The sequence below is a fragment of the Stenotrophomonas maltophilia group sp. Smal32 genome, assembly GCF_030237085.1.
Classification (GTDB): Bacteria; Pseudomonadota; Gammaproteobacteria; order Xanthomonadales; family Xanthomonadaceae; genus Stenotrophomonas; species Stenotrophomonas maltophilia_Q.
The window spans coordinates 1-21,590 of sequence record NZ_JASJSI010000040.1 but is presented as its reverse complement, the minus strand read 5'-3'; the positions used below and the strand labels follow the sequence as shown (position 1 = coordinate 21,590).

Sequence of the window (21,590 nt, the reverse complement as noted above, 5' to 3'; positions counted from 1 at the left end):
GTCTATGGAATGGTGCCCCTCGGGCTGGGGCCGACGCGTGACCCGTTCGCCCCATTGGTCGCTGCGACTTGATGGCGAGTGCGTTGAACTCAGTGTCTCCGGCCAGCAGTACCGGCTGCGCGTGGATGATGACCAGCAGGTGCAGATCCATCCAGGGGTCTTCTGGTCACGGGTCGAGCTGCAGACCGGCGATGCCGCCGGGCTGTGCGTCGACGGGCTCCCCAACGGACAAGCATCCCGGCTTGCTGCGGCCCTGCAGCACCTGCTCTTTGCGCGCACTGCGCGTGGGCGCAAGGCCCTGTTCGACACGATTCTGGAGCAGATCCAGTCGTGGTTGAGCGAGGCGGACGCCCTCATTGACCGGGGCAGTGCCGGCCGCCGCTGGATCACTCACGAACAGCAGCAGACGCTGCTGGCGAAGCGCTCCGCCCTGCCCCTGCAGCCGCCGGAGCTGGAGCGGCTGTTCCTCGATGAAAACGTGCATGGGGACCTGCAGGCGGACAGTCATCGTGCGGCGCTGGACGCCCTGCGCGACTGGAACCTGGATTGGTCCGCTGCCTGGGCCGAAGCCAACGAGGCCATGACCCGGCGTGAGCTGGTGTTGGCCAAGGACTTCCTGGACCGGGTCGAGAGCAAGCCGCTGACCGAGGAACAGTCCCGCGCCGTCATCTGCTTCGACAACCGGGTCCAGGTCGTGGCCGCAGCCGGTTCCGGCAAGACCTCCACCATGGTCGCCAAGGCCGCTTACGCAATTGACCGCGGCTTTGTCGAACCCGAACGCATCGTGATGCTCGCCTTCAACAAGGACGCTGCCAAGGAGCTGGAGGAGCGCGCGCAGCGATCTTTCGATCGGCTCGGCATGGGCGACACCGTGGTTGAGTCGCGGACCTTCCACGCCCTGGGCCTGGCCATCATCGCCAAAGCCACGGGGCGCAAGCCCGATATCCCGGAATGGGCCACTGACGCCACATTGGGCTTCAACAAGCTGGCCGAACTGGTGGACGACCTGAAGGACCGCTCGATCCACTTCCGCACCCAATGGGACATGTTCCGCCTGGTGTTCGGGCGCGACCTGCCGCCATTCGGTGCGGAAATGGAGGCCGACGGCTACGACCGCGATGGCACGCCCTACATCCGCGCCCTGCAGGGTGAGCGGGTGAAGAGCCTGGAAGAGTGCGTCATCGCCGACTGGCTCTTCTACAACGGCGTGACGTACGACTACGAGCGGCGCTACGAATTCGATACGGCCACCGACACCCATCGCCAGTATCGCCCCGACTTCTACTACCCGGATGCCGGGCTGTATCACGAGCACTTTGCGCTGGATGCCGATGGCCAGCCGCCGGCGCACTTCGCCCACTACGCCGATGGCATGCACTGGAAGCGCCAGCAGCATGCGGCACGCGGCACCGCCCTTGTCGAGACCACTTCGTTTGGCCTGCGCAGTGGACATGCCCTGCAGGATCTTGCGGAGAGGCTTGGCGGGTCCGGTGTCGAACTCGACCCCAACCCCGACCGCGAGCTGCCCGAGCAGGGCGCAAAGCCCATGCCGGACGCGGACCTGATCGGCTTGATGCGCACCTTCATTGCCCATGCCAAGAGCAACTGCCTGACGCTGGACGATATGGCCGAGCGCCTGCGACAGATGCCCGAAGACCAGTTCAAGGAACGGCATCGGCGCTTCCTGGAAATCGCCAGCCCTGTTTTCCAGGCTTGGGGCAACGCACTGGCTGACGAGCACGGCATCGATTTCGAAGACATGCTCAACATGGCGGCCGGACTGCTGGAACAGGGCCGCTATGAATCGCCCTACGAACTGGTGATGGCGGACGAATTCCAGGATGCCTCGCGCGCCCGCGCTCGCCTATGCCGCGCCTTGGTCAGTAAACCGGGGCGCTACCTGTTTGCGGTGGGCGATGACTGGCAGTCGATCAATCGCTTCGCCGGCGCCGACGTTTCAGTGATGACCGGATTCCGCGAATGGATGGGGCAAGGCCAAGTGCTGAAACTGGAGCAGACATTCCGCTGCCCGCAGGCGCTCTGCGATGCGTCCAGCCGCTTCATCAGCCGGAATCCAGCGCAGATTGCCAAGTCGGTTCGTTCTGCCGCACCGGCAATGGGGCCAGTGCTGCAGGCGTTCCAGATGACCCGACGCGAGGAAATGCAGGATGGTGTTCGCCAGTACCTCGCCAGGCTGCATCAGCAGTTGCTGTCTGGGGCGGTGCCACAAGGCCGCAATGGACGCGTGACGGTGTTCGTCCTCGGCCGCTACCGCGCCGATCGCAGCGCGGTGCCTTCGGATTGGAAGACAACCTTCGACAGCACGATGGACGTCGAGTTCCTGACCGTACATCGGTCGAAGGGACGCGAGGCGGACTACGTGATTCTGCCGGGCATGATCAACCGCAGCTTCCCGAGCCTGCGCTCGGATGACCCGGTGCTTTCCCTGGCGATGCCGGATGGGGATACCTATCCACTGAGCGAAGAGCGGCGGTTGTTCTATGTGGCGCTCACGCGCGCGCGACGGTCGGTCGCGATGTTCACCCTGCAGGGGAAGCACTCGCCATTCCTGGATGAGCTGGTGCGGGACGGCGCGGCGGAAGTGACCACGATTTCAGGTGCGGCCATCAACGAAGAGCGCTGCCCGGTGTGCAAGGTGGGCGTGTTCGTGGACAGGACCGGTCCGCATGGGGCTTTCCGGTCGTGTTCGAGTTATCCGTTGTGTCATAACAAGCCGAAGGGTGGGCGCCGGGGGTGAGTGCAGCTTTCTGCGTCTTCATGGCGATTACCGGCCTGCTCGTGCAAAGCCGCCGCGCTACCACGGCTGGCGTGCAGATCGAGGGGACTCAAGAAACGAAAAAGCCCCTGTGTCCAGGGGCCTTTTGAAATCAGTGGCGGAGAGAGTGGGACTTCCTTGAGAAGTGCCCTCACCCCTTGGACGGCTTGGGTTTCACGAATCTGGGAGGTGCCCTTGAATGTGCCCGCGATGAGCATACCCCTTGCGGTGCAACGGATCCAGCCGTTTTTGCCGCCCTTGGGATCGCCAATCTCGATCTTCTCCAAACCGGCGCGATCAGGGCAGATGACCCGTTCGCCCCCACTCTCCGCCGAAAAGGGAAGCAATCCGGTGGACCGCTTCCTCATGTGTGCCTCAGGGCAATTGGGGCCATGGGACAGGACGCCTCAGCAAACGGTTCTGGACGGAGTCCTTTCAACGGCGGCCTTACGCCATAGCTCCATGGCCGGCTCACCGTCGCCCACGACACACTGCAAAGCACGGATTCGCACGCCCAGTCCGGCGCCAGCTCGGAATCGACGCTCCAGGCCCAACGGGGTGCTTTCGGTGCGTCAGACACTGACTCGGCCTTGGCAATCACTGTTTGCAGCGATCGGCGGGGGGCAGATCCGCCACGAATGGCTACCAGGCACTCGCTGCGCATCTCGACGTGGGGCATGTCCTTGAAGCTCTTCCAAGCCCCGCCCCACCTCAATCCCGCCTGCTGGGCGAGCTCACCGAAGCGTTGGTAGCCCTGCCGCACCTGCTCGTCCTTCAGGTCCCAAGAAGGGCGCCCGCGCTTGTAGATGACCATGTCCGCGGCCCAACCGTGGTTGTGGCAGCTGCTGCCTCGCCCCACCTGGGTCACGCCCTTTTGGCTGGCGAGCAGCTCGGCCTGGCGCTGTTTAGAACGGTAGCCCTCCATCAGCCGCAGGTCGTAGCCCTCGTCCTTCATCTGCAAGGCGATGCGTTCCAGCGCTGAGCGAAGCTCGGGCTGGACACCGTCCCACTGCGGGGCGTCTTTGTGGCGGTGGAACAGGCGTTTGAAAAACCCAGGCTTCTTCCCGTGGACCTCAACGGAATCGGTGGCTGGCGCGTGCGCGTGGACCAAGACGGGTGCGCTGGCCAGTGCGAGCGCGAGCAACAAGCGTTGAAACATGAGTAGGCCTCCTTACTCACATGAGCGATACACCCATGCAAGCGGAGAATCGAAAACGCGCAAGGGGGCTTGCGGAATTTTTTCCCTGTCGTAGAAGAACAGGGGTGGGGAAAAGTCGGCCCCACCGCTTCCTGGCGCAACGGCCCCTCCTGCCGTTGCGCCGGGAAGTTTCGTTGGGGGGGGGCTTGCGCATTCCAGGATCTGATCTATTCGTGAGTGCACACGCTCACTCATTTCAGACCCAGGAGGCCACCCCATGAAACGCTCCCTCATCCACTGCGCTTTGCTGGCAGGCCTTGTTGCTGGCACGGCGCAAGCCCAGGTTCAAGTGGGCAACGGTGCCGTTGCCACCAAACCCGAGACCACTGCGGTAGGCGACCGCGCCCAATCGTTGACCGTTGGGGCCACGACCATCGGGGCGGACGCCCTCGCCGACGGCGGGATAATGGTGGATGAAAATGGCGTTCCGGGTGAGTGCCTGGGGGCCACTGCGGTGGGCAATCGCGCCACCGCTCGCGGATGCCATACAACCGCTCTGGGGTTCTCGAGCGAAGCGCAGGGCTCAAATGCGCTCGCCATTGGCTCTCGCGCACAGGCATTTGCGGTTTACGCCGTCGCCGTCGGACCCCAAGCCCAAGCCACCGGCGATTCCGCGGTGGCCATTGGCGGGCACAGCCTGGCCAGCGGGATCACCGGTGTGGCCATCGGCTCTAGTGCCCGCGCGCTCGGGGATGGCGGGACCGCTGTAGGCTCAACCGCAAGAGCCGATGGAAACGGCGCGGCGGCTTTCGGGGCCGGGGCGAATGCTCAAGGCGATCGCAACCTCGCGTTGGGCGCCGCATCCCAGACCGAGGGCGAAGGTGCATCCGCCGTGGGGCCCGGTGCCAACGCAACCGCCGACTTTGCCGGCGCCTACGGTTACAGCGCTGGCGTTGCCGGCGAGGCCGGCACCGCCGTGGGTCCATGGGCACAGGCGTTTGCGCCCTACTCTGCCGCCTTCGGCGCGTCTGCCACGGCCAACGCCACAGAAAGTGTGGCATTGGGGCCCCGTGCCGTGGCCAACGCATGGGGATGCGTGGCCGTGGGCGCCAACACCACGTGCGATGAAGAAGACACTGCAGCCTTTGGCAACCGCCGCTTGACCCAAGTTGCCTTGGGCAAAGCGGACGACGACGCCGTGGCCGTCAGCCAACTGCGGACCGCCGTGGAAACCTTGGGCGCTGGCGCCTCCATGGTGAACGGCTTGATCGTGGCGCCGAACTACCAGCTGAGCAGCGGTAACAACTACACCACCGTGGCCGGTGCCATCTACGATCTCGATGGGCGCGTTCACCAGCTGGAACAAAACCCTGGCGGCGGTGGTGGCACCCCCGGTCCACAGGGCCCCACCGGTCCGCAAGGCCCAGCAGGCAAGGACGGTAAGGACGGAGGAAGCAGCACCACGGTGGCCGGGGCCAACATCGAGGTCACTGACAACGGGGACGGCACCCAAACCGTTGGCTTGAAAGACAACGTTGGACTGTCCGAAAAGGGCTCGGTCCAGGTGGCCAAGGCCATCCACAACAGCGACGGCTTCACTGTCCAGGGCGGTCCATCGGTCACCAGATCCGGGATCAACGCCGGCAACCAGCGGGTAACCGGGGTGGCAGCGGGGGCGATCGCCGCAGGGTCCACGGACGCGATCAACGGTGGCCAATTGTGGGATTACCAGCGGCAGCAAGACGACCGCTGGAACCTGACGGACCGCCGTTTCCGCCAGCTCGACAAGCGGGTGAGCGGTATCTGCGCCATGGCCCAAGCCAACGCCCAGATGGCCACCTCGACGTCGGCCATCCATGGGGAGAACCGCAACCGCTTGGCCGTAGGCGTAGGTGGCTGCAGCGGCCAAGCCGCCATTTCCATCGGCTACACCCGCGACGTGACCACCCCACGCGGATCCCCATCGGCCTTCTCGATCGGGGTTTCCCGCAGCGGGCAGGACACGGCCGTGGGCGCAGCCTGGGCCATCGGTTGGTAACGAATATCAGCAGCGAAAAGGAGGTGATCGTGTCTCGGCAAGGGCCCTTCGGGGCCCTTGTTCGTGGCGTCAATTTATTGAAATTGTATCTATATACAATAACTTACGATTTACCAAGGCATTGGAAGCTGGTAGCATCTGCACCGCTAAGCAGTGTAGGAGCCGGACTGACAATCCCGCCTGCAGTGATTACCGCTGTCGTAGCACTACTCACGCCAATGCTTGCCATTGCCCTAGAAGCCGTCAGGGAATGGTTGACCAACCACGACGCAAAGGAAGATGACACATGCAGCACTAACAATTACAGGAACACTTCAATGAATAAAGAAACAACTAACAGCAACACGCTCGCAACACGCTTCAAGAAACACCCGCTTTGCAGAGCCCTTGGCGTGGGCTTCAAGGTGATTTACGACACGACAATTGCTGTAGGAGCAAGCGCGCTCCTTACATTACACAGGTCAACGCGCGGTGGGCCATGCTCCCCGTTGACCGATATGAAAAGCCCGGGCCCAGCCCGGGCTTTTTCTTTGGAACGCTGCTGCTATCCGCAGCGCCTCCGCTCCGGAAGAGCCGAAACCGCCCAAACCTAGCCCCGTCCTTTCTCCGTTGCCACGAACGCACCATCGGAATGAAGGAGCGCGAACGTGTTCCCCTGGACGTGCTCTGGCCAAACCTGTCCCGGCAGGCCCACGAACTCCAGCGGGAGGTTCGCCTCTTGGTCTGGCTCGAACCCAGCGAACGGGTCAAAGCTCTGCGGCTGCCAGTCCTCGAACTGAAAGTCCCTGTTCCAGACCATTGCAAAGGCCAGCGGATAGGCCTTCAGGACATAGATCGCCGAACTGCCTTTCCCGCCCAAGATGCCCAGCCCGAAGTCGCGAAGAACCGTTCGACCACTGTAGGGATACACCCAGTAGTGAAGCCGAACCTGGCGTAGAAGATCTGACCGGTCATCGAACAGGTGCTGGCTGTGGCGTTCGTCGTAGCGATTCAAGCCCACCGATGACAAGTGGCCCAGAACTCCCCTTGCCACAAGCTGCGGCTGGATGCGGATGCTCTGGTTGTAGGTGACCTTGCTTCGATCACGCAAGATCTCCGTCACCTGCCGGCTCATCGATACAAGTGCCTTGTCGTATCGAGAAAGCACCGAGCCGTTGCAGGTCCTGCAGATGCTCCTGAAGCAAACACCATTGGGCATCTTGTGGGACCGCGGCTTCTTCTCTCCACTGATTGCGTCGGCGACGCTGGACACCCTCAGAGCGATGCCTTGAGCCCACGCCTTGGGTGGCACGTGGTTTTCGGTCAGGTCGGTTTCCTGCCCGCATATGTTGCAACGCCCCTTGGAAGGTCCAACCGGGAACTTAAAGGTCACTCGCCCGCCCCATGCTCGCCATGAACTGCGAAGAGATTACACGCAAGCGACGTGTGGCCTCTCACGTCCTTCGCAGCAGGCTTGCCAACTTCAAATTCTGATCTATTCGTGAGTGGGTCGTTTTACTCACGGAGAGACCATGACCCACCGCCACAACCTGGGACGCAGCGAGAAGTATCACGCCCTGCCCCGCACCCTTTACGCCCTGCTGTTCGACGACGGGGGCTGTTACATCGGCCAAAGCTCAAACCCCCAGCAGCGGGAGAAGCAGCACCGCTCCCCCCAAAGGCGGCTGGCACCGTCCCTTCCGGTTCCATGCGCTGGAGGTGGTGACAGCCACCCGGGCGGAAACCGAGGCGTATGAGCAGGCGTGGCGGGTGAAGGCCTCCCGGGAGGGATGGCGCATCTACGCCAAGCCACCGGGGATCGTGGTCAACCCCCACCGGCGGGCCACGGCCCACGTGCGCGGGTTGGCCCACCAACGGCGGTGGCAGCTGGGAACACCGGTCAAAGCGCCTTCCGAACGCGTGGGGTGGTGGCCGTGGGTAGTGGTGGTGATCAGCGTATTGACACTGGCCCGATGCGTCACCGGGTAAGCCTCATCTCGCGCCGTTCCGCGTTTGTGATTGGCACCTGGGTTTGCGGTTTCAATCCTGCCAACAGCTCTTCCACGTCCTGGACCAGGTTGCGCACCGGAGCAGCCTGGGTCTCGGACAAGCCGACGCTCAGCGCCATTTCCTTGTGCCGTTCGGTTCCCAGCCGTTCGGCCATGCGCTCCATCATCTCGTCGGTCGTATACATGCGGTAGCTGCCCTTGGTGAGGCGGGTGAACGCCACCAAGGCCGACTGCTGGTCGAGCATGCCCATGTTCGTGGCCAGGTGGTAAACCTCGGATTTCCCCTGCCCCTGCGCCTTGTGAACGGTCATGGCATACCGGTGGGCCAAGGCGTTGTGCTCGCTGGTGTTGAACTTCAAGATGCGCCCGTCCTCTTTCGGGTTCGAAGAGTCGATGCGCACCACCAGGTCGTAGCCACCGGATTTGTCCTTCCGAATGCTCTCAACCGTGCCCTCGGTGCCGTTGATGACGCCCAAGTCGTTGTTGGTCGCCGTGAACATCACACGGTCGCGGCGGGAGAGCGTCAGGTCCTCCCACTGCCCTTTTACGATCGAGCGGAAGGTGAACTCCTCTTTGTCCAGCACGCCTTGCTCCTGGAGCCCCTTTCGGATGCCCGTGGTGAGGGCTTTGACTTCAGAGCGCGTGTGGGCCAGAACCAACTTCTCGTCCATCGGGGTGGGGTCTTTCAGGTAGTCGTCCACCAACGCCTTGATGGCCTGCTTTTCCGTGCCGAAGTCGTCGATGCAATTTCTCTCCTTGAGATTGCGAAGGGTCTGCGCACCCATATCGAGGGTGCCTTGGCGGCTGCGGTGCCCGCGGCGCATGTCCTTGACCTTCCCCTGGTGGTCCCGCTCGTAGAAGCTGTTGGCAGTGATCAGGTCACCGGCGTTCTTCTGCCGGCGGATTTCGGTCAGCTTCGTGTCGCCCAAGGCAATCTTCGCCAGCTCAAAGCCGTTGCCCGCAGCGATGGGCTGAAGCTGGTCACTGTCTCCCTGCATGACAAGCTTGGCACCGACCCCCTGGCAGTAGGTCATGAGCTTCAGGGTGTCATCGGTAGCCACCATGCCGGCTTCATCGAGCACCACCACAACATTCTTCGTCAGAGCAACCTTGCCCTGCCGGAGCTGGGAAAAGAACTTTGCAACCGACATGCAGAGCATGCCGGACTCTTCTTCCAGCTTAGCCGCGGCTTTACCCGACACGGCCAAGCCCATCAACTGCTTTCCTTCGGCTTCGAAGCACTGCTTGTAGACCTCGGCCACGGTGGTCTTGCCGGTCCCGGCCAACCCTGACATAACGCCGACACCTGCCGTTCCATGGGTCAAATGACCAATGGCAGCCTTCTGCTCTTCGGTAAGGGTGAACCCCTTTCGCTTCTCATAGGCGGCGATTTCCCGGTCTACGGTGGAGCGGAACAGCTTCAGGTCCGTCTCGTTCTCCCGCTCCTTCGAACGACGGATGATCTCGGCTTCCCATTCGACCATCCAGGTGGCGCAGAAGCGATCCTCCCGGTGCTTGCGTGCCAAACGAGTGCCACGGTCGTCTTTGTGGAGGTGTTCGGCTTTAACGCGCACCAGGTCGTCCTGTTCGGTGAACTCCTTCACCATTTTGAGGATCTCCTCCGCGTTCTTTTGCCCGGCGAACTCCATCCCCAGCTCCCGGACCAGGTCATGCTCGCAGAACATCGCCTCGTTCTCGTGCATGCGCTGCAAGACCTCGTCAAAGGTATGCGGGTCCAGGTGCTGGCCTTGGGTCTGCTTGAGCGACTGGGTGGTGGGAACCAGGTCTGGCCTTTCTCGGGCAATGTTGGCGAAGGTTTGCTGCCAGTCCTTGACCACCTGCTCGAAGGGCGGTTCTTCCTTCTTTTTGCGGGTGGCCTTGCAGGCCTCGTCGTGGCTGGCGTTGGGGTGTTCTTTGACGTAGTCCAGGATTTCCTGGCGGCGGGTCTTCGTCTGAAGCACCAGCTCACGGTCGATGCCGGCAATCGTGGTGAGAATCTGGCCCGTCTCGCGCCCTATCACGTCCACCTCGCGCTCCCGCTGAATCCCATAGCCCAGCGCTTTCATCGCGCTGTAGAGCTCGGCCTTGTAGAGGTGATCGGCCGCATGGCGGTGGCGGTAGATCTCGATGGCATCAAACGTGCCCCAACGGCCGTCCTCCCCCTTCGAAACACCAAAGACAAGATGGTGGGTGTGCAAATCGCACTGCACGTTCCGGTTGCTTGTGTGATCGGCGGCTGCCCACACCAACCCCTGGGTGTCTATAACGTCTTTCCCCGCTCTTCCGCGCCGGGCCTCTACCTTGCTCTCGATGTAGCGCATCGCCACGGCGCAGGCCTGGCGGTGCGCTTCCAAGATGGCCAGCTTCTCGCGTTCATCCGCAAGGGCAAACGCCACGCTCACGTCCCCGGGGGCGGAAATGGTCAGATCGAACCCCACCCGGTGGCCGCCCTCCCACTTCTCCATCGGCTTGCCGTCGTCGTCCAACCGCACGTTTCCCCAGCGATCCGTCTTGATGACCAATCGGGCCTCCTTGCCCGCGTTTTTGCACAACGGCCTTCCGGTGGGTGAAAAGCCCTTCCCCAGCTTTTCCATCACCTCGCGGGTGACCGGCTGCCCTTCCAGGCAGAGCTCGGCGGCAAGGCTGCCGCCCCAATTGAGCGTCTGCCTCGGATCAGGACCGCTGCCCGCGTAGTAAGCCACGGCGCTGTCGATGGATAGGCGCTCGGTGGCCAGCATGTAGTCGAACATGTTGCCGTTGCGCTTGTTGTGGCCGCGGGCATCGATGCGGGTGCAATTGATCACAGGGACCTCCTGGAACGTTGATTGAACCAAGGTCCCAGAAAACCACCAATGCGCAAAGGGGGTTTACTTCTCCAGGCGCAGCGTGACCCAACGGCGTTTTATCTCCTCCACGACGGCGGTTACTGGCTCTTCGCCGAAGACTCCCGCGTGCTTGGACTTGGGCACCGAAAGCACCTTGAAACCCAAGCCGATGCTCTGCGCGTTGCTAAGGTAGTAGTTGACCGTGGTCCAGGAGTCCGTGGTCCAACCCTTGGTGCGCTGTTTCGGATGGAGGTGGCCCACCGCATCGTGCGGGATCCAGCACTTGAAGCGATATGCCCCATCGGTGTCCTTCTTGAACTCCGGGTCAGCGGTATGGCGGACCATCTCGGGATGAGTGACGAGGTGATCCGGATGCGGGTCGATGGACATGTCCAGGTCCACTTCCAAGATGTAGTCGTAAACCTTGTCCGTGGTCACCAGCCCGCCGGACAGAACCGCCTCACACGCAGACACCATGTGTTCGTAGCCGGCCTGAGCCATGCGCTGCCGATATTCTGCGGCCACCTCCCGTGGCAAATACCCAAGCATCCTGGGTGGCGCCTGTTGTGTCATGACGGCCACCGCGTTTTGGTCCGCCGTGTTGGTGTTATCGGGATACAGGACGACCAAAGTAAAAATCCGACTGGTGGAGCCCTTTCGATTGTTGGCCACCTCGTCCAGCTCCTCCCGAAAACGCGAGGTCAAGGCTGCCTTCACAGCGTATTTGGCGACTGGCTTCCAAATCGGCACGGTGATCGTTGCCATACTTGCTTCCCTACATGGTGTTCAACGGGAGAATAGCGCGTCGACTTCCTCGGGTGTCATGGTCAACACCCGCTGCACCGCATCGATGCCTTCGGCGGTGGTTGGGAAGGCCGACGCGCCAGCGTTTGAAGGGGACGTTGCCGGCGACGGCCCTTCAGGTCCGGCTGGCTTGGTGGTCCACGCAGCGGCCACCTGCCCCTCGCGAACCGTTGGATGGCTCTTCCCGGGCCATGTCAGCAACAGCACGTCCCCGCCCATCTGCACGATCGCCTCGATGCCCCACTTCTCGGGACCGTAGCGATTGCCTTTGCGGAAACCCAGCCGGTCGGTGAGCTCACCGCTGGAAACCAACGCGCGGCTTTCTTCGTGGACCTGGGCCTTGTTCTCGTGCCCGCGCCACGCGATTTTCCGCTTGCCGAGCTGGCTGGCCAGCTTGTCCCTGGTGGCTCCCATCTGCACTTGGCACACCACGTGGGTGCCCACCAGGGACGAGAAGGCCTGCGCGGTCTTGTCCCCGTAGACCAGCTCAACCTGGGAGTGATCCTGGACCGCCATGATGGCCACCACGCCTTTGCTGCGCCCCAACGCCAGCAAGGGATCGATGTTCAAGCGCCCGGCGCTGGTCAGCTCGTCGAACACGAAGTAGAGCCCACGCCCGCCCTCGTCGTCCGGCAAGCCCGGCCCAATGAGATCCGGGACGGCCACGTTGATCATGGCGGCGATGTAGGCCTTCGTCAGGGTTGGGTCCGGTCCGGATTGAACAATGACCTGCTTGCGCCCGTTGTAGTCGTCCCGTATCCACTCGGTCATCGAGAAACGGCGCTTGCCAACCTTGGGCCATGCGGTGGCCAGATCGTCGATAAGGCGGGTGAAGCCCCCCAGGGAAGACAGCACGCTGGACGTGGTTTGGCTCTCCGGGTCACGCACCAGTGCGGCGCCGCGGGGGTAATGCGGGCGCATGCCTGCGGCCATCTCCGCGGCCGGGCGGCGCACCAAGGCCGCCAGATCGGGCCATTCCCACTCGCCAGGCCGGGTGTTTTGGAGCTCGCGCACGCACCCAATCAACAAGTCCTGGGCGGCCATGCTCCAAAATTTGGCGTTCCCGTCGCCCTCTGGGATGAGAGAGGCGGCGAACGCCGCCGCTTGGGTCGGGGTCCGCACGTCGGCGGCGACGTCCCACACGTGGGAGCGCGCATCGAAGGGCGACACGATGATGGGCCTTTTGAAAATCGACGTGAAATCACCCTTGATGTCGTAAAGGAACAGCTTTGCGTCCCTCTTTCGCGTCAGTTGTTCCAGGATGTGCTTGAGGATGACGCTCTTGCCCGACCCCACCGAGCCGGTGATCAGGACGTGGCGCGCCCAATGCTTTTTAGACAGCAACAGATCGGGGTGGAGGGACAGGGCGAAGGGATCCGCCTCGGCGTCTTTAGGGGTTACCGAGCGGTGCCGGGCTTCGTCCACGGCCTCCTTTCCTTCCAACAACCGCGGTCCGGACAGGTGCCAGGTGTTGCTCACCGGCTCGGTCGCCTTGAGGAACACCCGCAGACCGAGGCCCGCCGCCAGCAGAAGCGACACCCCGATCCGGGACCACGTCGCCACTGGGTGATGGTAGGACACCAGTTCGATGAACTCCCGTGCCGGGGCGCGAGCCGAGATGCCGACGGTCAGGAAGTGGTAGGCGGTCACCAGACCGCCTTTCAAAGCATCGGCGAAGCGGATGAGCGAGCCATCGGGATTCGGGATGAGCCAGGCAACGCCCATGCTCCCCACGTAGGCCAAGCCAAAAACGAATGCACCGGCAAGAACGGCGCGGTGCCAGTATCGGACCGGCTGGGAAGGCGCAACGCTGCCGGGCACGTCGCCCAGCGCGTCAAAGGGCTTGGGTTTGCTCATGTCGGTGCATGCGCGTTGGGGTCCGCCCCCGCCACCCTGGCTGCTCAGGATTGGCGCCGTGGGCCATCAGGTGGAGGCAGGCCCGGGCGTGCTTGTGGAGGGCGGCAAGGTGGAGCGGCGCCCACCCGTGGGCGTTGAGGGCCGCCACGTCGGCGCCGGCTTCGACCAGAGGCGTGACCAGCGAGAAGTGACCAAACCGGGCCGCATGATGCAGTGGTGTGTTGCCGCTGGCATCGGGCAGCCGGGCGTCTGCGCCCATGCCGATGCAGGCCAGCAGTGCTGCTTCGTGGCCCGCCCGGGACGCCCCCACGAGCCAGCCCTGCCACGGTGCGTTCTCCCGCAACCGGTTTGCATCCGACCGCCGAGCCCGCGCCTCCTCTACCGCCATCGCCATGCCTTGGAAGAGCGAGGTGTGCTCAGCCATGGACCCAGCCACCCTCTCTGCCAGGGTGCTGTAAACCATCGGTTCGTTACGGTCTGCCAAGCGCCTCTCGTAAGCACGCACCAGGTCCCGGGTGGAGGCCCGTGAGGGTGCGTCCAACCCCAGCCGATGCAAGCCCCAACGCAGGTCCACTTGCGGTGCCCCATCGTGCTCCCGCTGGCGCACCTGCCAAACCAGATCGCCCAATCGACCCTCGACAGGGGCAACGCTCAGGGCGTGGGCACGCGCCAACACTTGCGAATCGTGAAGGCCTTTGGACGCGCCGGCTTCGCGCGCGAGCGCGCCCGCCAAGGCCTCCGCTCGTTGGAGGCCCAGGGGACGCAAGAGGCGCAACAGAGATTCTTGGATGTCCATCTCCATTGTTGTAAAGCCGAATCCGCGACCGTCAAGAGAACGTGTTAGCTGTTGAGGCGAGTAGCCACCGCAACACTGAAATGCCGAAGAATCTCTGTGTCATGCCAGAGCTTCTGCCCTGGGCTACTGCTGTCCAGTTCCTGAAGCACACCGTCCAAGCTCCTTCCAGCCAGAACCTGGGAATCCACATACCCGCCGACCAAGGCGAAAGAACTCAAATGCTCGGGAGCAACGTCGGGAAAACGGTGGAAGTTGGTGTTGTTGATATTCATCGGGTCCTCCTGCAGTGGTAAGCCGATGTGCCTCATCGGAAAGGTCCAGCTCGATCGCTGGTGAATTAGTGGGCTAACGGGTTAAACGCTGTCGGGCGGGCCAAAGACGACCCAACCCAACATGTAGAAAATCAGCGCGGGATAGAACCAGAGATCAAACCCCTCCCAGTCAAACCGGCGCCAACGCTTCCTGCACCGCGCGCGCAGCTTGAGCCAGCGCCGCCTGCTCACCGGAAGGAACTCTGGACCACCACCCCGATGGTCACAAAGCCCACCGCCGCTATGGCCATTACCTTGAGCAGAACCGGAACGGCCGGAGGGTAGGCGAGGACAGCCGTTGCGAAGGCCGCGATCAGCAGGAACAAGCCGGTCAGCAGTGGGACCGCGTTCTCGAAAGCGAAGTCTTTGAGGGCATTGAACAACGTGGACATGGTGGCTCTCCCTGGGGTTTGTATGAGTAGGTCTACCTACTCGTTACTTAACCAGTAAAGCACCATAAAACTGGACGTCAAGACGCAAAAATGCCCGATTCTGCGAAGAACCGGGCAGATCTGAACATCGGTAAAGATTACTGTCGGAAGACGTTCGGCTGGGCCTGCTTTTGGTGCTTCTCCCAATCGTAATTGGCAGCGTAGTCCTTCATGAAAGCCGCCTCCTTCAACGAACTGCGGGCGTAATCGGCGTATCCCAGGCGCCCAGGTCCGTTCTCCATCCGCTGCTCACGGGTCAACATGGGAGGAGTCTCCTCCCGCTGGGCCCCGCGTTGCTGCCGCCACTGCGCAACGGTCGCATGAACCACCTGCTCGCGCTTGTCGTCCGGCTTTGCATCACGAACGGCTTTGTCGGCCTCCTGGATCTTTGCCTGGAGCGCAGCGATCTGATCGGGCGAGGCCTTCTCTGCCCAATCCAGAACACGCTGTCGGCGTTGCTCGATGGCGGCTTGGTCTTGGGCCACGTTCTGCTCGAAGTCTGCCCGCGCCGCGCTGTCCTTCTGGGGCGGTGGGCGATCGCCCAGAAGCCGCTCGTTGCGCTGCGCCTGGAGTGCTCGCAGCTCGGTCATTTCTTCGATGGGTTGGGAGAGGGTGTTGCTCATGTTTGTTTCCTCCGCTGGGGTGAATAGGCTCATCGTTGATCAATCCGCAGGTTTGGCAAGGGGGCAAACCCCCTCGCCTATCCGCATCAATCCGCGTCGGGCAGCAGCTCCGCCAGGTCGAAGCGCTTGATGCCGGCACGGCTCAGCGCCACGATGGCGTGACCGCGGGGCTCAAGAAGAGCGGAGTATTCTTCCTGCAGGAAGAGCGGCTGCACCTCGCGCTTGCCCCCGGTGGGCATGTCGATGTCGCGCGCGATCTCGTCTTGGCCCAGCGTGTCCTCCGATCCAATCCGCCAGCGGCGACCCGTCACGGCGTCGATGCGCGAAGCCGTCAACCGCCCCGCCCCTTCCATGCGCATCTTGTCGTAGGCGGACGCGTATGCATGATCTGGGTCGTTGAGCACAGAGTGGCGCCAGTTGTTCATACCGCCTTGGTAGTCGATGCCCCGGGTGCGCTGCTTGAAGGTGGTCAATGTGGCCTGCCCGAACCGCTTTTCCAGGTATTCGTGGGTGTTGTGCGAGCACTTTAGCGCGATCACCGACTGCATCGTGTTGGCCATCAGCTCCGCCTCGTTGACCGACCCAAAGGCGTTGACCAAGCTCTCAAACCCTTGCGTTGCAAGCACGGGCATCAACCCCAGCGAGCGCGAAACGGAGAACAGGTTGATGTCATCGGCCGTCAACAGCAGGTGGGCCTCGTCCATCATCAACATCACTTCAATTTGCCCAGGCAACACTTCGCGCCACTTGTCGCCGAATGCACCACGCGCTTTGATTCCATTCATGACCCGCTGTTTGAGCAGGCGCATCATCATTTCACCCGCTTCACCGAATTGGGTCGGGGGCAAGAAGAGGCCTACCATGGCTCCGTAGAGCGCATCGGACACGTCCACCTCGCCCTTCTCGATCGAGTGCCATGGCATGTCCGTTCTGCTGTCACGCAGCTTTTCGCCTCGCAAGAGCTTCTCCAGCAGCCCTCGTGAGTTGAGCGTGAACGATTGCCTCTGTTCCGGATGCATCGCGGGAATCTCCAGGAACGCCCATTCCAGCGAGCTCTGCAGCTGAGACATGGGACGGAAGAGATCCGGGTGGATGGTCTGCGGAGCGCTCTCTTGACGAAGGCGGTGCTGTTGCAGGTAGGCCGCGTAGGCCAGCCGCCCTTCTTCGTCATGGCTCGTGTCCGCCTCTTCCAAGCCCAAGTATTTCACCACCTCCATCAGCTTTGCATTGGCACGAGGCGCGGGGCTGGCGGGAATCACGCGTTCCACAATGGACAACAACTTGGCGTGGTGGAATGGCGTGTATTGCCATTGTCTGTCGTCGCTCACAGGGATTCGATGGATGGCGATCTGCTCGGCGATCCGCTCGATCAACGCCTCAGTCTCGGCCACGTCCTCGCCCAGCTTGCGCTGTTTGACCAGCTCAAGCTCCGCATCCAACTGTGCACGCTCCAGCCCTTCCAGCTTGGCCGAGCACCAAGACCTGTAAGCCATCTCGTGATCCACGAGCGCACGAAGGATGATGCCGGTGTGGTAGAGAAACGCGTCACCGCCGTCCGTCCAAAGCTTGGATTTCTCGTCCACTCGCCCACCGGCTGCACCGCGCAATGCCCGGACGACCTGATCGGGCGCCAACCCCTCGTATGGCGCCACCCGCATCCCGGGTTTGACGACGATATCGAACAAACCTTCCAAGTCCGAGATGATCGCCCCGTCTTTGCCGTCGGCGATGAGCGCGCCACCGCCGGCAAGCTTCTGCTGCTTCAAGCGCTCCCTTGCATCTGCGTGGCCTGGCGCCACACATGCCATCGCCAAAGCGGCTCTACGGAACCGACGAGCGATGGGTCTGAGCGCGGCGAAGGATTTGCCAGATCCGATGGCTCCGAACACGAGCAGGCCCTGCTGACAATCCCTCCACGAGAACATCATCACGGTGCCCAGGTCGGGCGAGTAGCCATAGCCCTTGTCGGAAAGGTGTCCCGTGGCGCGCCCAATGGTGATCAGCGGGGTCTTGTCCCGCAGTGCCGCCTCAGCTTGCTGTTCACGCGCCTTGACGTGCGCGTTGATCAGCGCCCCCTGGGTGGCCAGGTTGTTGTCGTTGTTCTGCAGGTAAAGCCGGGCGGCGTTTTGGACAAAGTTGCCTTCGGCGTATTGCATCGCATACATGCATGCCAGCACGTAAGGCGCCGCCTCGCCCAAGCCAAACGGCAGGACCTTGGCGACCACCAGTGTGGCAAAGATGAGCCCCACCCACTTCATCGCTTGAATGAAGCGCGCGGCTGTCCCGCCAATGACGCCCCGGTGCGGGTGCGAGGCCGCCGCCACAAAGCAAACCACAAACAGGATGCCGACCAAGCCAAAGGCCCACCACAGGTAGGTCTTGGCCATCTGGGCATACACAGCCATGCCGCCGGCTTGCATTGCCACCTCGGTGCCGCCCTTGCTGCCGCCGACCATGAACTGAAGCGCCATCGGAACCCATTGCAGCAGCACCAGGGCTTTCAGGGCCTCCTTCATGCCCTCGCCTTGCTTGAGGGCGATGAAGTATGGAATGGTCAGCAGCAGCGCGGCCCAGCCTGCCCAGCCGATGAGGCTCACTAGGAAGGTCGCCAGAACGCCGATCACGGGGAAGGCGAGATACATCAAGGGAGTGGCCAGGCTGTCGCCGCCCTGCCCCATGTCGTTGCCCTGCAAGAAGCCCTCGGCACGCCGTCCAAGCTTCGTCGTGATGATCCGCGATTGGGTGTCGCGCAAATCTTCCGAAACCTTCGGCCACCACTCCTGGAATTCGTCCTCACTGCGTCCGTCGGGCACCTTGAACCCCTGGGCGTTCTCGTCCCAGACGGCGCCGCACTCCAGCGCGAAATCCCGGTCAGCCTCTGGCACATCGAGCTCTCGACTGCGAACGCGATCGGTCACGTCAAAGCGCCCCACCAGGTTTTCATACTCCTCGGCGGATCTGACGATGATTTCTTCCTTCACGTTCCAAGGCTCGCCGCTCTTCCGGCGGAACTTGCGCCCCAGGCCGCTCGTCCAGTCAAGCACGTTGAACAAACTGATTGCTGCCATCTCTGTCTCCCTCCCCTGTCAATTCAACGAAGCCAATGCGCCAAGACGGCAAGCACCAAGCAAAGCGGCGCGCACGCCAGAAAGCCCGCTTTGGCCACCCAGCGCTCTGCGACCTGCTCAACCTTGCTCGCGTAGAGCCGATCCTTGGTCCATGCGTCATACGCGGCGTCGTCTCTGACCGGAGGCCTGCGATCGGCGCGCAAGTAGTAGAAAGTGCGGCGGACGCCTTCGCTCAGGTGGCCCATGCCAAACGATTCAGGGCTGCCGAGGAACAAGCGCCCGTGCAGGTTCAGCCACTTTGAGCCGAAATGAAGTTTTCCGGGCTCCCGGTATTGCGTGAACAGCCACTTGAACATGCTTCCCCCTTATTCGTGAGTAGGTCACTTCTTTCTAGATCGAATCCGCGGATGCGCAAGGGGGATCAGTCGATCCCCGACTTCTTCGCCCAAGCGTCTAGGTCTGCATTGGCTTTTTGCTGCCAGTCGTTCCGCGGTTCGGCGGCGGGTGCGGGGGGCTTCCTCGGCAATGGGGCGGTTGCACGTTTCGGCGAAGGCATTGGCTGGGGCGCAATTGGCGCTGTCGTCGATACCGGGGGAGCGGCGACAGGTGCGGGTTTCTCGATCGTGGCTTCTGGCTTGGCCTGTTCTGAAAGCACTGCTGGAGCAGGCGCAACCACGGGGACTTCCACCACCTCGGGCAACTGCTCGGGAGCGGCTGGAGTGGCAACCGGTGCCATGGGAGCCGGTGTGCTTGGAGGCACTTGGTTGTTCTTCCCAAGCAAGAAGTAGATCGCCCCCACGACCAATGCCACCGCCACCACACCGGTCAAGACCCAAGGCAAACGAGAGCGGGGGCTGGGTTGGATTGGAGTTACTGGCTGCTCTGGTGACGCGGCCTCCGGGGGCCGGTTGGACCCTTCAGGCCCCGCGGAAACGGACAGGACTTCCACCGCGTCCTGCTGAGACAGCTTGACCAAGGCTGCCGTATCTTCATTGCTCAACGCCTTGGCGTCCACCGAAGGGCCACCCAATCCATCTGCAACCTGTGCGCCGGGCTCTCCAAATTCATCAACCAGCTCCCAAACGGTGCACATTCCCTTATCACCCGCTCCTACGAGAACCGGTGCAGCTGCATCGGACGTCAGTTGCCTAACCAACATTTCCTCCTCCAAGGTGAGCGGAGCGTCTTGAGGCTTCTCTTCGACAGCACGATGTTCCTGGGCTTCCCGGGCGCGCTTCGCGTCCAGCTGTGCCTTGGCTTCCTTTGCCTTCTCTGCAGCGGCAGCAACGCCCTTCTGGGTCAACTCGGCAGTGCGCTTGCTGATCACTCCAGCCCAGTGACTGGCCGCTTTCAGGTTTTCTTTCATGCCGTCGGAAACCAGCCGCTCTTCTTGCGTGGGCGATTCGGTCGGGGTTGCGTTGGCACGCTTCAGCAATTCTTCGCGCTTGCGCTTCAGGATTCTCTGGTTCTTTTCTTCTGGGGTCATGTGGGCTCCTCGGAAGGGGGAAGGAAGCCCGAGCATCGAGCGACACCCGGGCACTGAGATCACCGGACGTCAGGCACCGGGGTAACGACGATCACGGGCTCACCGCTGCCGCAGCGGTCGTCCACCGTGACCTTGGACAGCGCGCCACGCTTGGCCAGCTCAACGATGGGCACTTGGCAGGCGGCCTTGTCGGCTCCTTGGAACACCACCGTCAACCCGTTGCTGGACTTGTTCAACAGACCTGCGAACTTGTCGAGGAAGGCCCGGGTGTCGCTGTTCAACCGCTTCATGTCGGTGGGGTTGTAGTTCAAGCGCAACGAATCCAGGACGGCTTCCTGCTTGCCCTCCACGGTTTCGGTCTTGGTGACCACTTCGGCCTTCATGCCAGCCGCACGGGCAGCGTCGGCGGCCTGCTCGGCGTGTTCCCGCTGCTGCTTCACGTAGGACGCGGAAGCACCCACTGCAGCACCCGCGGCGCAAGCGCCCAAGGCCTTGTCTTTCTTGCCCGTGAGCAAGGCGATGGCTCCGCCGGCCACGCAACCGATGCCTCCGGCCTTGAACAGGCGCCTCTTATCGGCCTTGGGCTTGCCATCGTCCTCTGCGGCATGGACCGCATCAGCGGCGGCCTGGGCGGAAACGTGAAGCGGCATGAACGCCGCCAGGCAGAGAGTGAGAGAAAGGGAAAAACGTTTCATGGGTTGGATCTCCTGCTGTGGGGGAAAGTTAGGTGCGTGGAGCAGTCATGGGACCGGCTGCGGGCACCTTGGCCGCACCAGAACCTTTGGGAGAGGGTTGCGAGAGGGCCGCCGTCACCACCTTGCGAAGCGCTTCTTCGTAGCGCTGGATGGCGCTGTCCTGTTCCGCCTTCGTTTCGTCTCGCAGCCGCCGCAGGTCTTCCTGGAGCGCACTCCGGAACAACGCGTTCTCTTCCCGCAACTCGTCGATGAGCTGTTCCAAGTGAGCGTTAGAGTTCTCCAGCACACTCGCCACAGACATGGAAGTGTTGTGTCGCTCCAGCGCCTCTCGCACGTAGGCGCTAAACCCACTGCCCGATTCACGGGCAAGCCGCTGAGCAAGTTTCAGTTGCCCACGGTCGAGGTTTACGTTTTGACGAACCAACGCCATTGGTCGAGTAACTCCGTTTCTGGACTACTCCACCGATACCGCGAATCTCGGAGTTGGCAAGGCCCCACGTCAGGAGCCTGAAAAACATGGGCCAAACGAGCTAACAAGCACTGACACTGTCTCCATTCAGTGGTGACAGGGTCAGGCCTTGATTGCATTGAGGTTGCGGCAGATGTGAGGCCGATTTTTGGGCGAAAAGCGCACTCCCACTTCAGTGCGTCATGTGTATGACGACTCTGGGGAACCGTCCGGGCTCCTGCTTCTCTGCCCCTGCCGACACTGCTTCCACCCACGCTGGGCTCTCGCAGTTGCTTCTCGGCGGCC

General features: G+C 62.5%; 17 protein-coding genes. 2 read left to right on the top strand and 15 right to left on the bottom strand.

The features are described from left to right. Nucleotides 1-4 precede the first annotated feature (4 nt). On the top strand, nt 5-2,758 hold the full coding sequence (locus QRO91_RS11660) for a UvrD-helicase domain-containing protein (protein ID WP_197650394.1): 2,754 nt from the start codon (nt 5-7) through the stop codon (nt 2,756-2,758). Here QRO91_RS11660 and QRO91_RS11655 read toward each other — a convergent pair. Together QRO91_RS11655 and QRO91_RS11650 are read right to left on the bottom strand one after the other, a co-directional pair. After that, nucleotides 2,725-3,144: a hypothetical protein gene (locus tag QRO91_RS11655; RefSeq protein ID WP_285310399.1), complete on the bottom strand. Its 420-nt coding sequence runs from the start codon at nt 3,142-3,144 to the stop codon at nt 2,725-2,727. The genes QRO91_RS11660 and QRO91_RS11655 overlap by 34 nt on opposite strands. Then, the gene (locus QRO91_RS11650) at nt 3,141-3,935 is read right to left on the bottom strand and encodes a M15 family metallopeptidase (RefSeq protein ID WP_012480677.1); all 795 of its coding nucleotides are present in this window, start codon (nt 3,933-3,935) and stop codon (nt 3,141-3,143) included. The genes QRO91_RS11655 and QRO91_RS11650 overlap by 4 nt, the downstream gene beginning before the upstream one ends. Nucleotides 3,936-4,191: 256 nt before the next feature. Between QRO91_RS11650 and QRO91_RS11645 the strand changes: the two genes are divergently transcribed. Continuing rightward, nucleotides 4,192-5,952 carry an adhesin gene (locus tag QRO91_RS11645; protein WP_012480678.1) on the top strand — a complete coding sequence of 587 codons (1,761 nt, stop codon included), beginning with the start codon at nt 4,192-4,194 and terminating at the stop codon, nt 5,950-5,952. 589 nt (nt 5,953-6,541) lie between these two features. Here the strand turns inward: QRO91_RS11645 and QRO91_RS11640 are convergent. From QRO91_RS11640 to QRO91_RS11580, 13 genes are all read right to left on the bottom strand, one after another. Further along, nucleotides 6,542-7,324 (bottom strand): hypothetical protein, encoded by a 783-nt coding sequence (locus tag QRO91_RS11640; protein ID WP_125893882.1) that lies wholly within the window; start codon nt 7,322-7,324, stop codon nt 6,542-6,544. Between the two features lie 585 nt (nt 7,325-7,909). Next, a complete protein-coding gene (mobF, locus tag QRO91_RS11635) occupies nt 7,910-10,744 on the bottom strand; it encodes a MobF family relaxase (protein WP_044570499.1) in 2,835 nt (944 codons plus the stop codon). A 63-nt stretch (nt 10,745-10,807) separates the two neighbouring features. Beyond that, a complete protein-coding gene (locus tag QRO91_RS11630; RefSeq protein WP_012480682.1) occupies nt 10,808-11,530 on the bottom strand; it encodes an HIRAN domain-containing protein in 723 nt (240 codons plus the stop codon). Nucleotides 11,531-11,551: 21 nt separating this feature from the next. Next, nucleotides 11,552-13,426, bottom strand: coding sequence for a helicase HerA-like domain-containing protein (locus tag QRO91_RS11625; protein WP_012480683.1), 1,875 nt, complete (start codon nt 13,424-13,426; stop codon nt 11,552-11,554). Then, on the bottom strand, nt 13,404-13,850 hold the full coding sequence (locus QRO91_RS11620; RefSeq protein WP_230548553.1) for an ankyrin repeat domain-containing protein: 447 nt from the start codon (nt 13,848-13,850) through the stop codon (nt 13,404-13,406). The genes QRO91_RS11625 and QRO91_RS11620 overlap by 23 nt, the downstream gene beginning before the upstream one ends. Before the next feature lie 416 nt (nt 13,851-14,266). Next, a complete protein-coding gene (locus QRO91_RS11615; RefSeq protein WP_099475959.1) occupies nt 14,267-14,494 on the bottom strand; it encodes a hypothetical protein in 228 nt (75 codons plus the stop codon). Nucleotides 14,495-14,721: 227 nt separating this feature from the next. Next, entirely contained in the window at nt 14,722-14,925 is a 204-nt protein-coding gene (locus QRO91_RS11610) for a hypothetical protein (protein ID WP_012480686.1), read from the bottom strand. A 137-nt stretch (nt 14,926-15,062) separates the two neighbouring features. Then, nucleotides 15,063-15,587, bottom strand: a complete 525-nt coding sequence (locus QRO91_RS11605) for a hypothetical protein (RefSeq protein ID WP_012480687.1) — start codon at nt 15,585-15,587, stop codon at nt 15,063-15,065. 86 nt (nt 15,588-15,673) lie between these two features. Then, nucleotides 15,674-18,655 carry a TraM recognition domain-containing protein gene (locus QRO91_RS11600; RefSeq protein WP_049420548.1) on the bottom strand — a complete coding sequence of 994 codons (2,982 nt, stop codon included), beginning with the start codon at nt 18,653-18,655 and terminating at the stop codon, nt 15,674-15,676. Between the two features lie 23 nt (nt 18,656-18,678). Further along, complete coding sequence (locus QRO91_RS11595) at nt 18,679-19,011, bottom strand: hypothetical protein (RefSeq protein WP_012480689.1); 333 nt, start codon at nt 19,009-19,011, stop codon at nt 18,679-18,681. A 65-nt stretch (nt 19,012-19,076) separates the two neighbouring features. Continuing rightward, entirely contained in the window at nt 19,077-20,141 is a 1,065-nt protein-coding gene (locus QRO91_RS11590; RefSeq protein ID WP_285310398.1) for a hypothetical protein, read from the bottom strand. 59 nt (nt 20,142-20,200) lie between these two features. Then, complete coding sequence (locus QRO91_RS11585; RefSeq protein ID WP_012480691.1) at nt 20,201-20,836, bottom strand: hypothetical protein; 636 nt, start codon at nt 20,834-20,836, stop codon at nt 20,201-20,203. A 28-nt stretch (nt 20,837-20,864) separates the two neighbouring features. Then, nucleotides 20,865-21,266, bottom strand: a complete 402-nt coding sequence (locus QRO91_RS11580) for a hypothetical protein (RefSeq protein WP_012480692.1) — start codon at nt 21,264-21,266, stop codon at nt 20,865-20,867. Nucleotides 21,267-21,590 lie beyond the last annotated feature (324 nt).

Coding starts and splice junctions, on each gene's coding strand:
- QRO91_RS11660 (WP_197650394.1), top strand. CDS start 5: ATGGAATGGTGCCCCTCGGGCTGGGGCCGACGCGTGACCCGTTCGCCC.
- QRO91_RS11655 (WP_285310399.1), bottom strand. CDS start 3,144: ATGAGGAAGCGGTCCACCGGATTGCTTCCCTTTTCGGCGGAGAGTGGG.
- QRO91_RS11650 (WP_012480677.1), bottom strand. CDS start 3,935: ATGTTTCAACGCTTGTTGCTCGCGCTCGCACTGGCCAGCGCACCCGTC.
- QRO91_RS11645 (WP_012480678.1), top strand. CDS start 4,192: ATGAAACGCTCCCTCATCCACTGCGCTTTGCTGGCAGGCCTTGTTGCT.
- QRO91_RS11630 (WP_012480682.1), bottom strand. CDS start 11,530: ATGGCAACGATCACCGTGCCGATTTGGAAGCCAGTCGCCAAATACGCT.
- QRO91_RS11625 (WP_012480683.1), bottom strand. CDS start 13,426: ATGAGCAAACCCAAGCCCTTTGACGCGCTGGGCGACGTGCCCGGCAGC.
- QRO91_RS11620 (WP_230548553.1), bottom strand. CDS start 13,850: ATGGCTGAGCACACCTCGCTCTTCCAAGGCATGGCGATGGCGGTAGAG.
- QRO91_RS11615 (WP_099475959.1), bottom strand. CDS start 14,494: ATGAATATCAACAACACCAACTTCCACCGTTTTCCCGACGTTGCTCCC.
- QRO91_RS11610 (WP_012480686.1), bottom strand. CDS start 14,925: ATGTCCACGTTGTTCAATGCCCTCAAAGACTTCGCTTTCGAGAACGCG.
- QRO91_RS11605 (WP_012480687.1), bottom strand. CDS start 15,587: ATGAGCAACACCCTCTCCCAACCCATCGAAGAAATGACCGAGCTGCGA.
- QRO91_RS11600 (WP_049420548.1), bottom strand. CDS start 18,655: ATGGCAGCAATCAGTTTGTTCAACGTGCTTGACTGGACGAGCGGCCTG.
- QRO91_RS11595 (WP_012480689.1), bottom strand. CDS start 19,011: ATGTTCAAGTGGCTGTTCACGCAATACCGGGAGCCCGGAAAACTTCAT.
- QRO91_RS11590 (WP_285310398.1), bottom strand. CDS start 20,141: ATGACCCCAGAAGAAAAGAACCAGAGAATCCTGAAGCGCAAGCGCGAA.
- QRO91_RS11585 (WP_012480691.1), bottom strand. CDS start 20,836: ATGAAACGTTTTTCCCTTTCTCTCACTCTCTGCCTGGCGGCGTTCATG.
- QRO91_RS11580 (WP_012480692.1), bottom strand. CDS start 21,266: ATGGCGTTGGTTCGTCAAAACGTAAACCTCGACCGTGGGCAACTGAAA.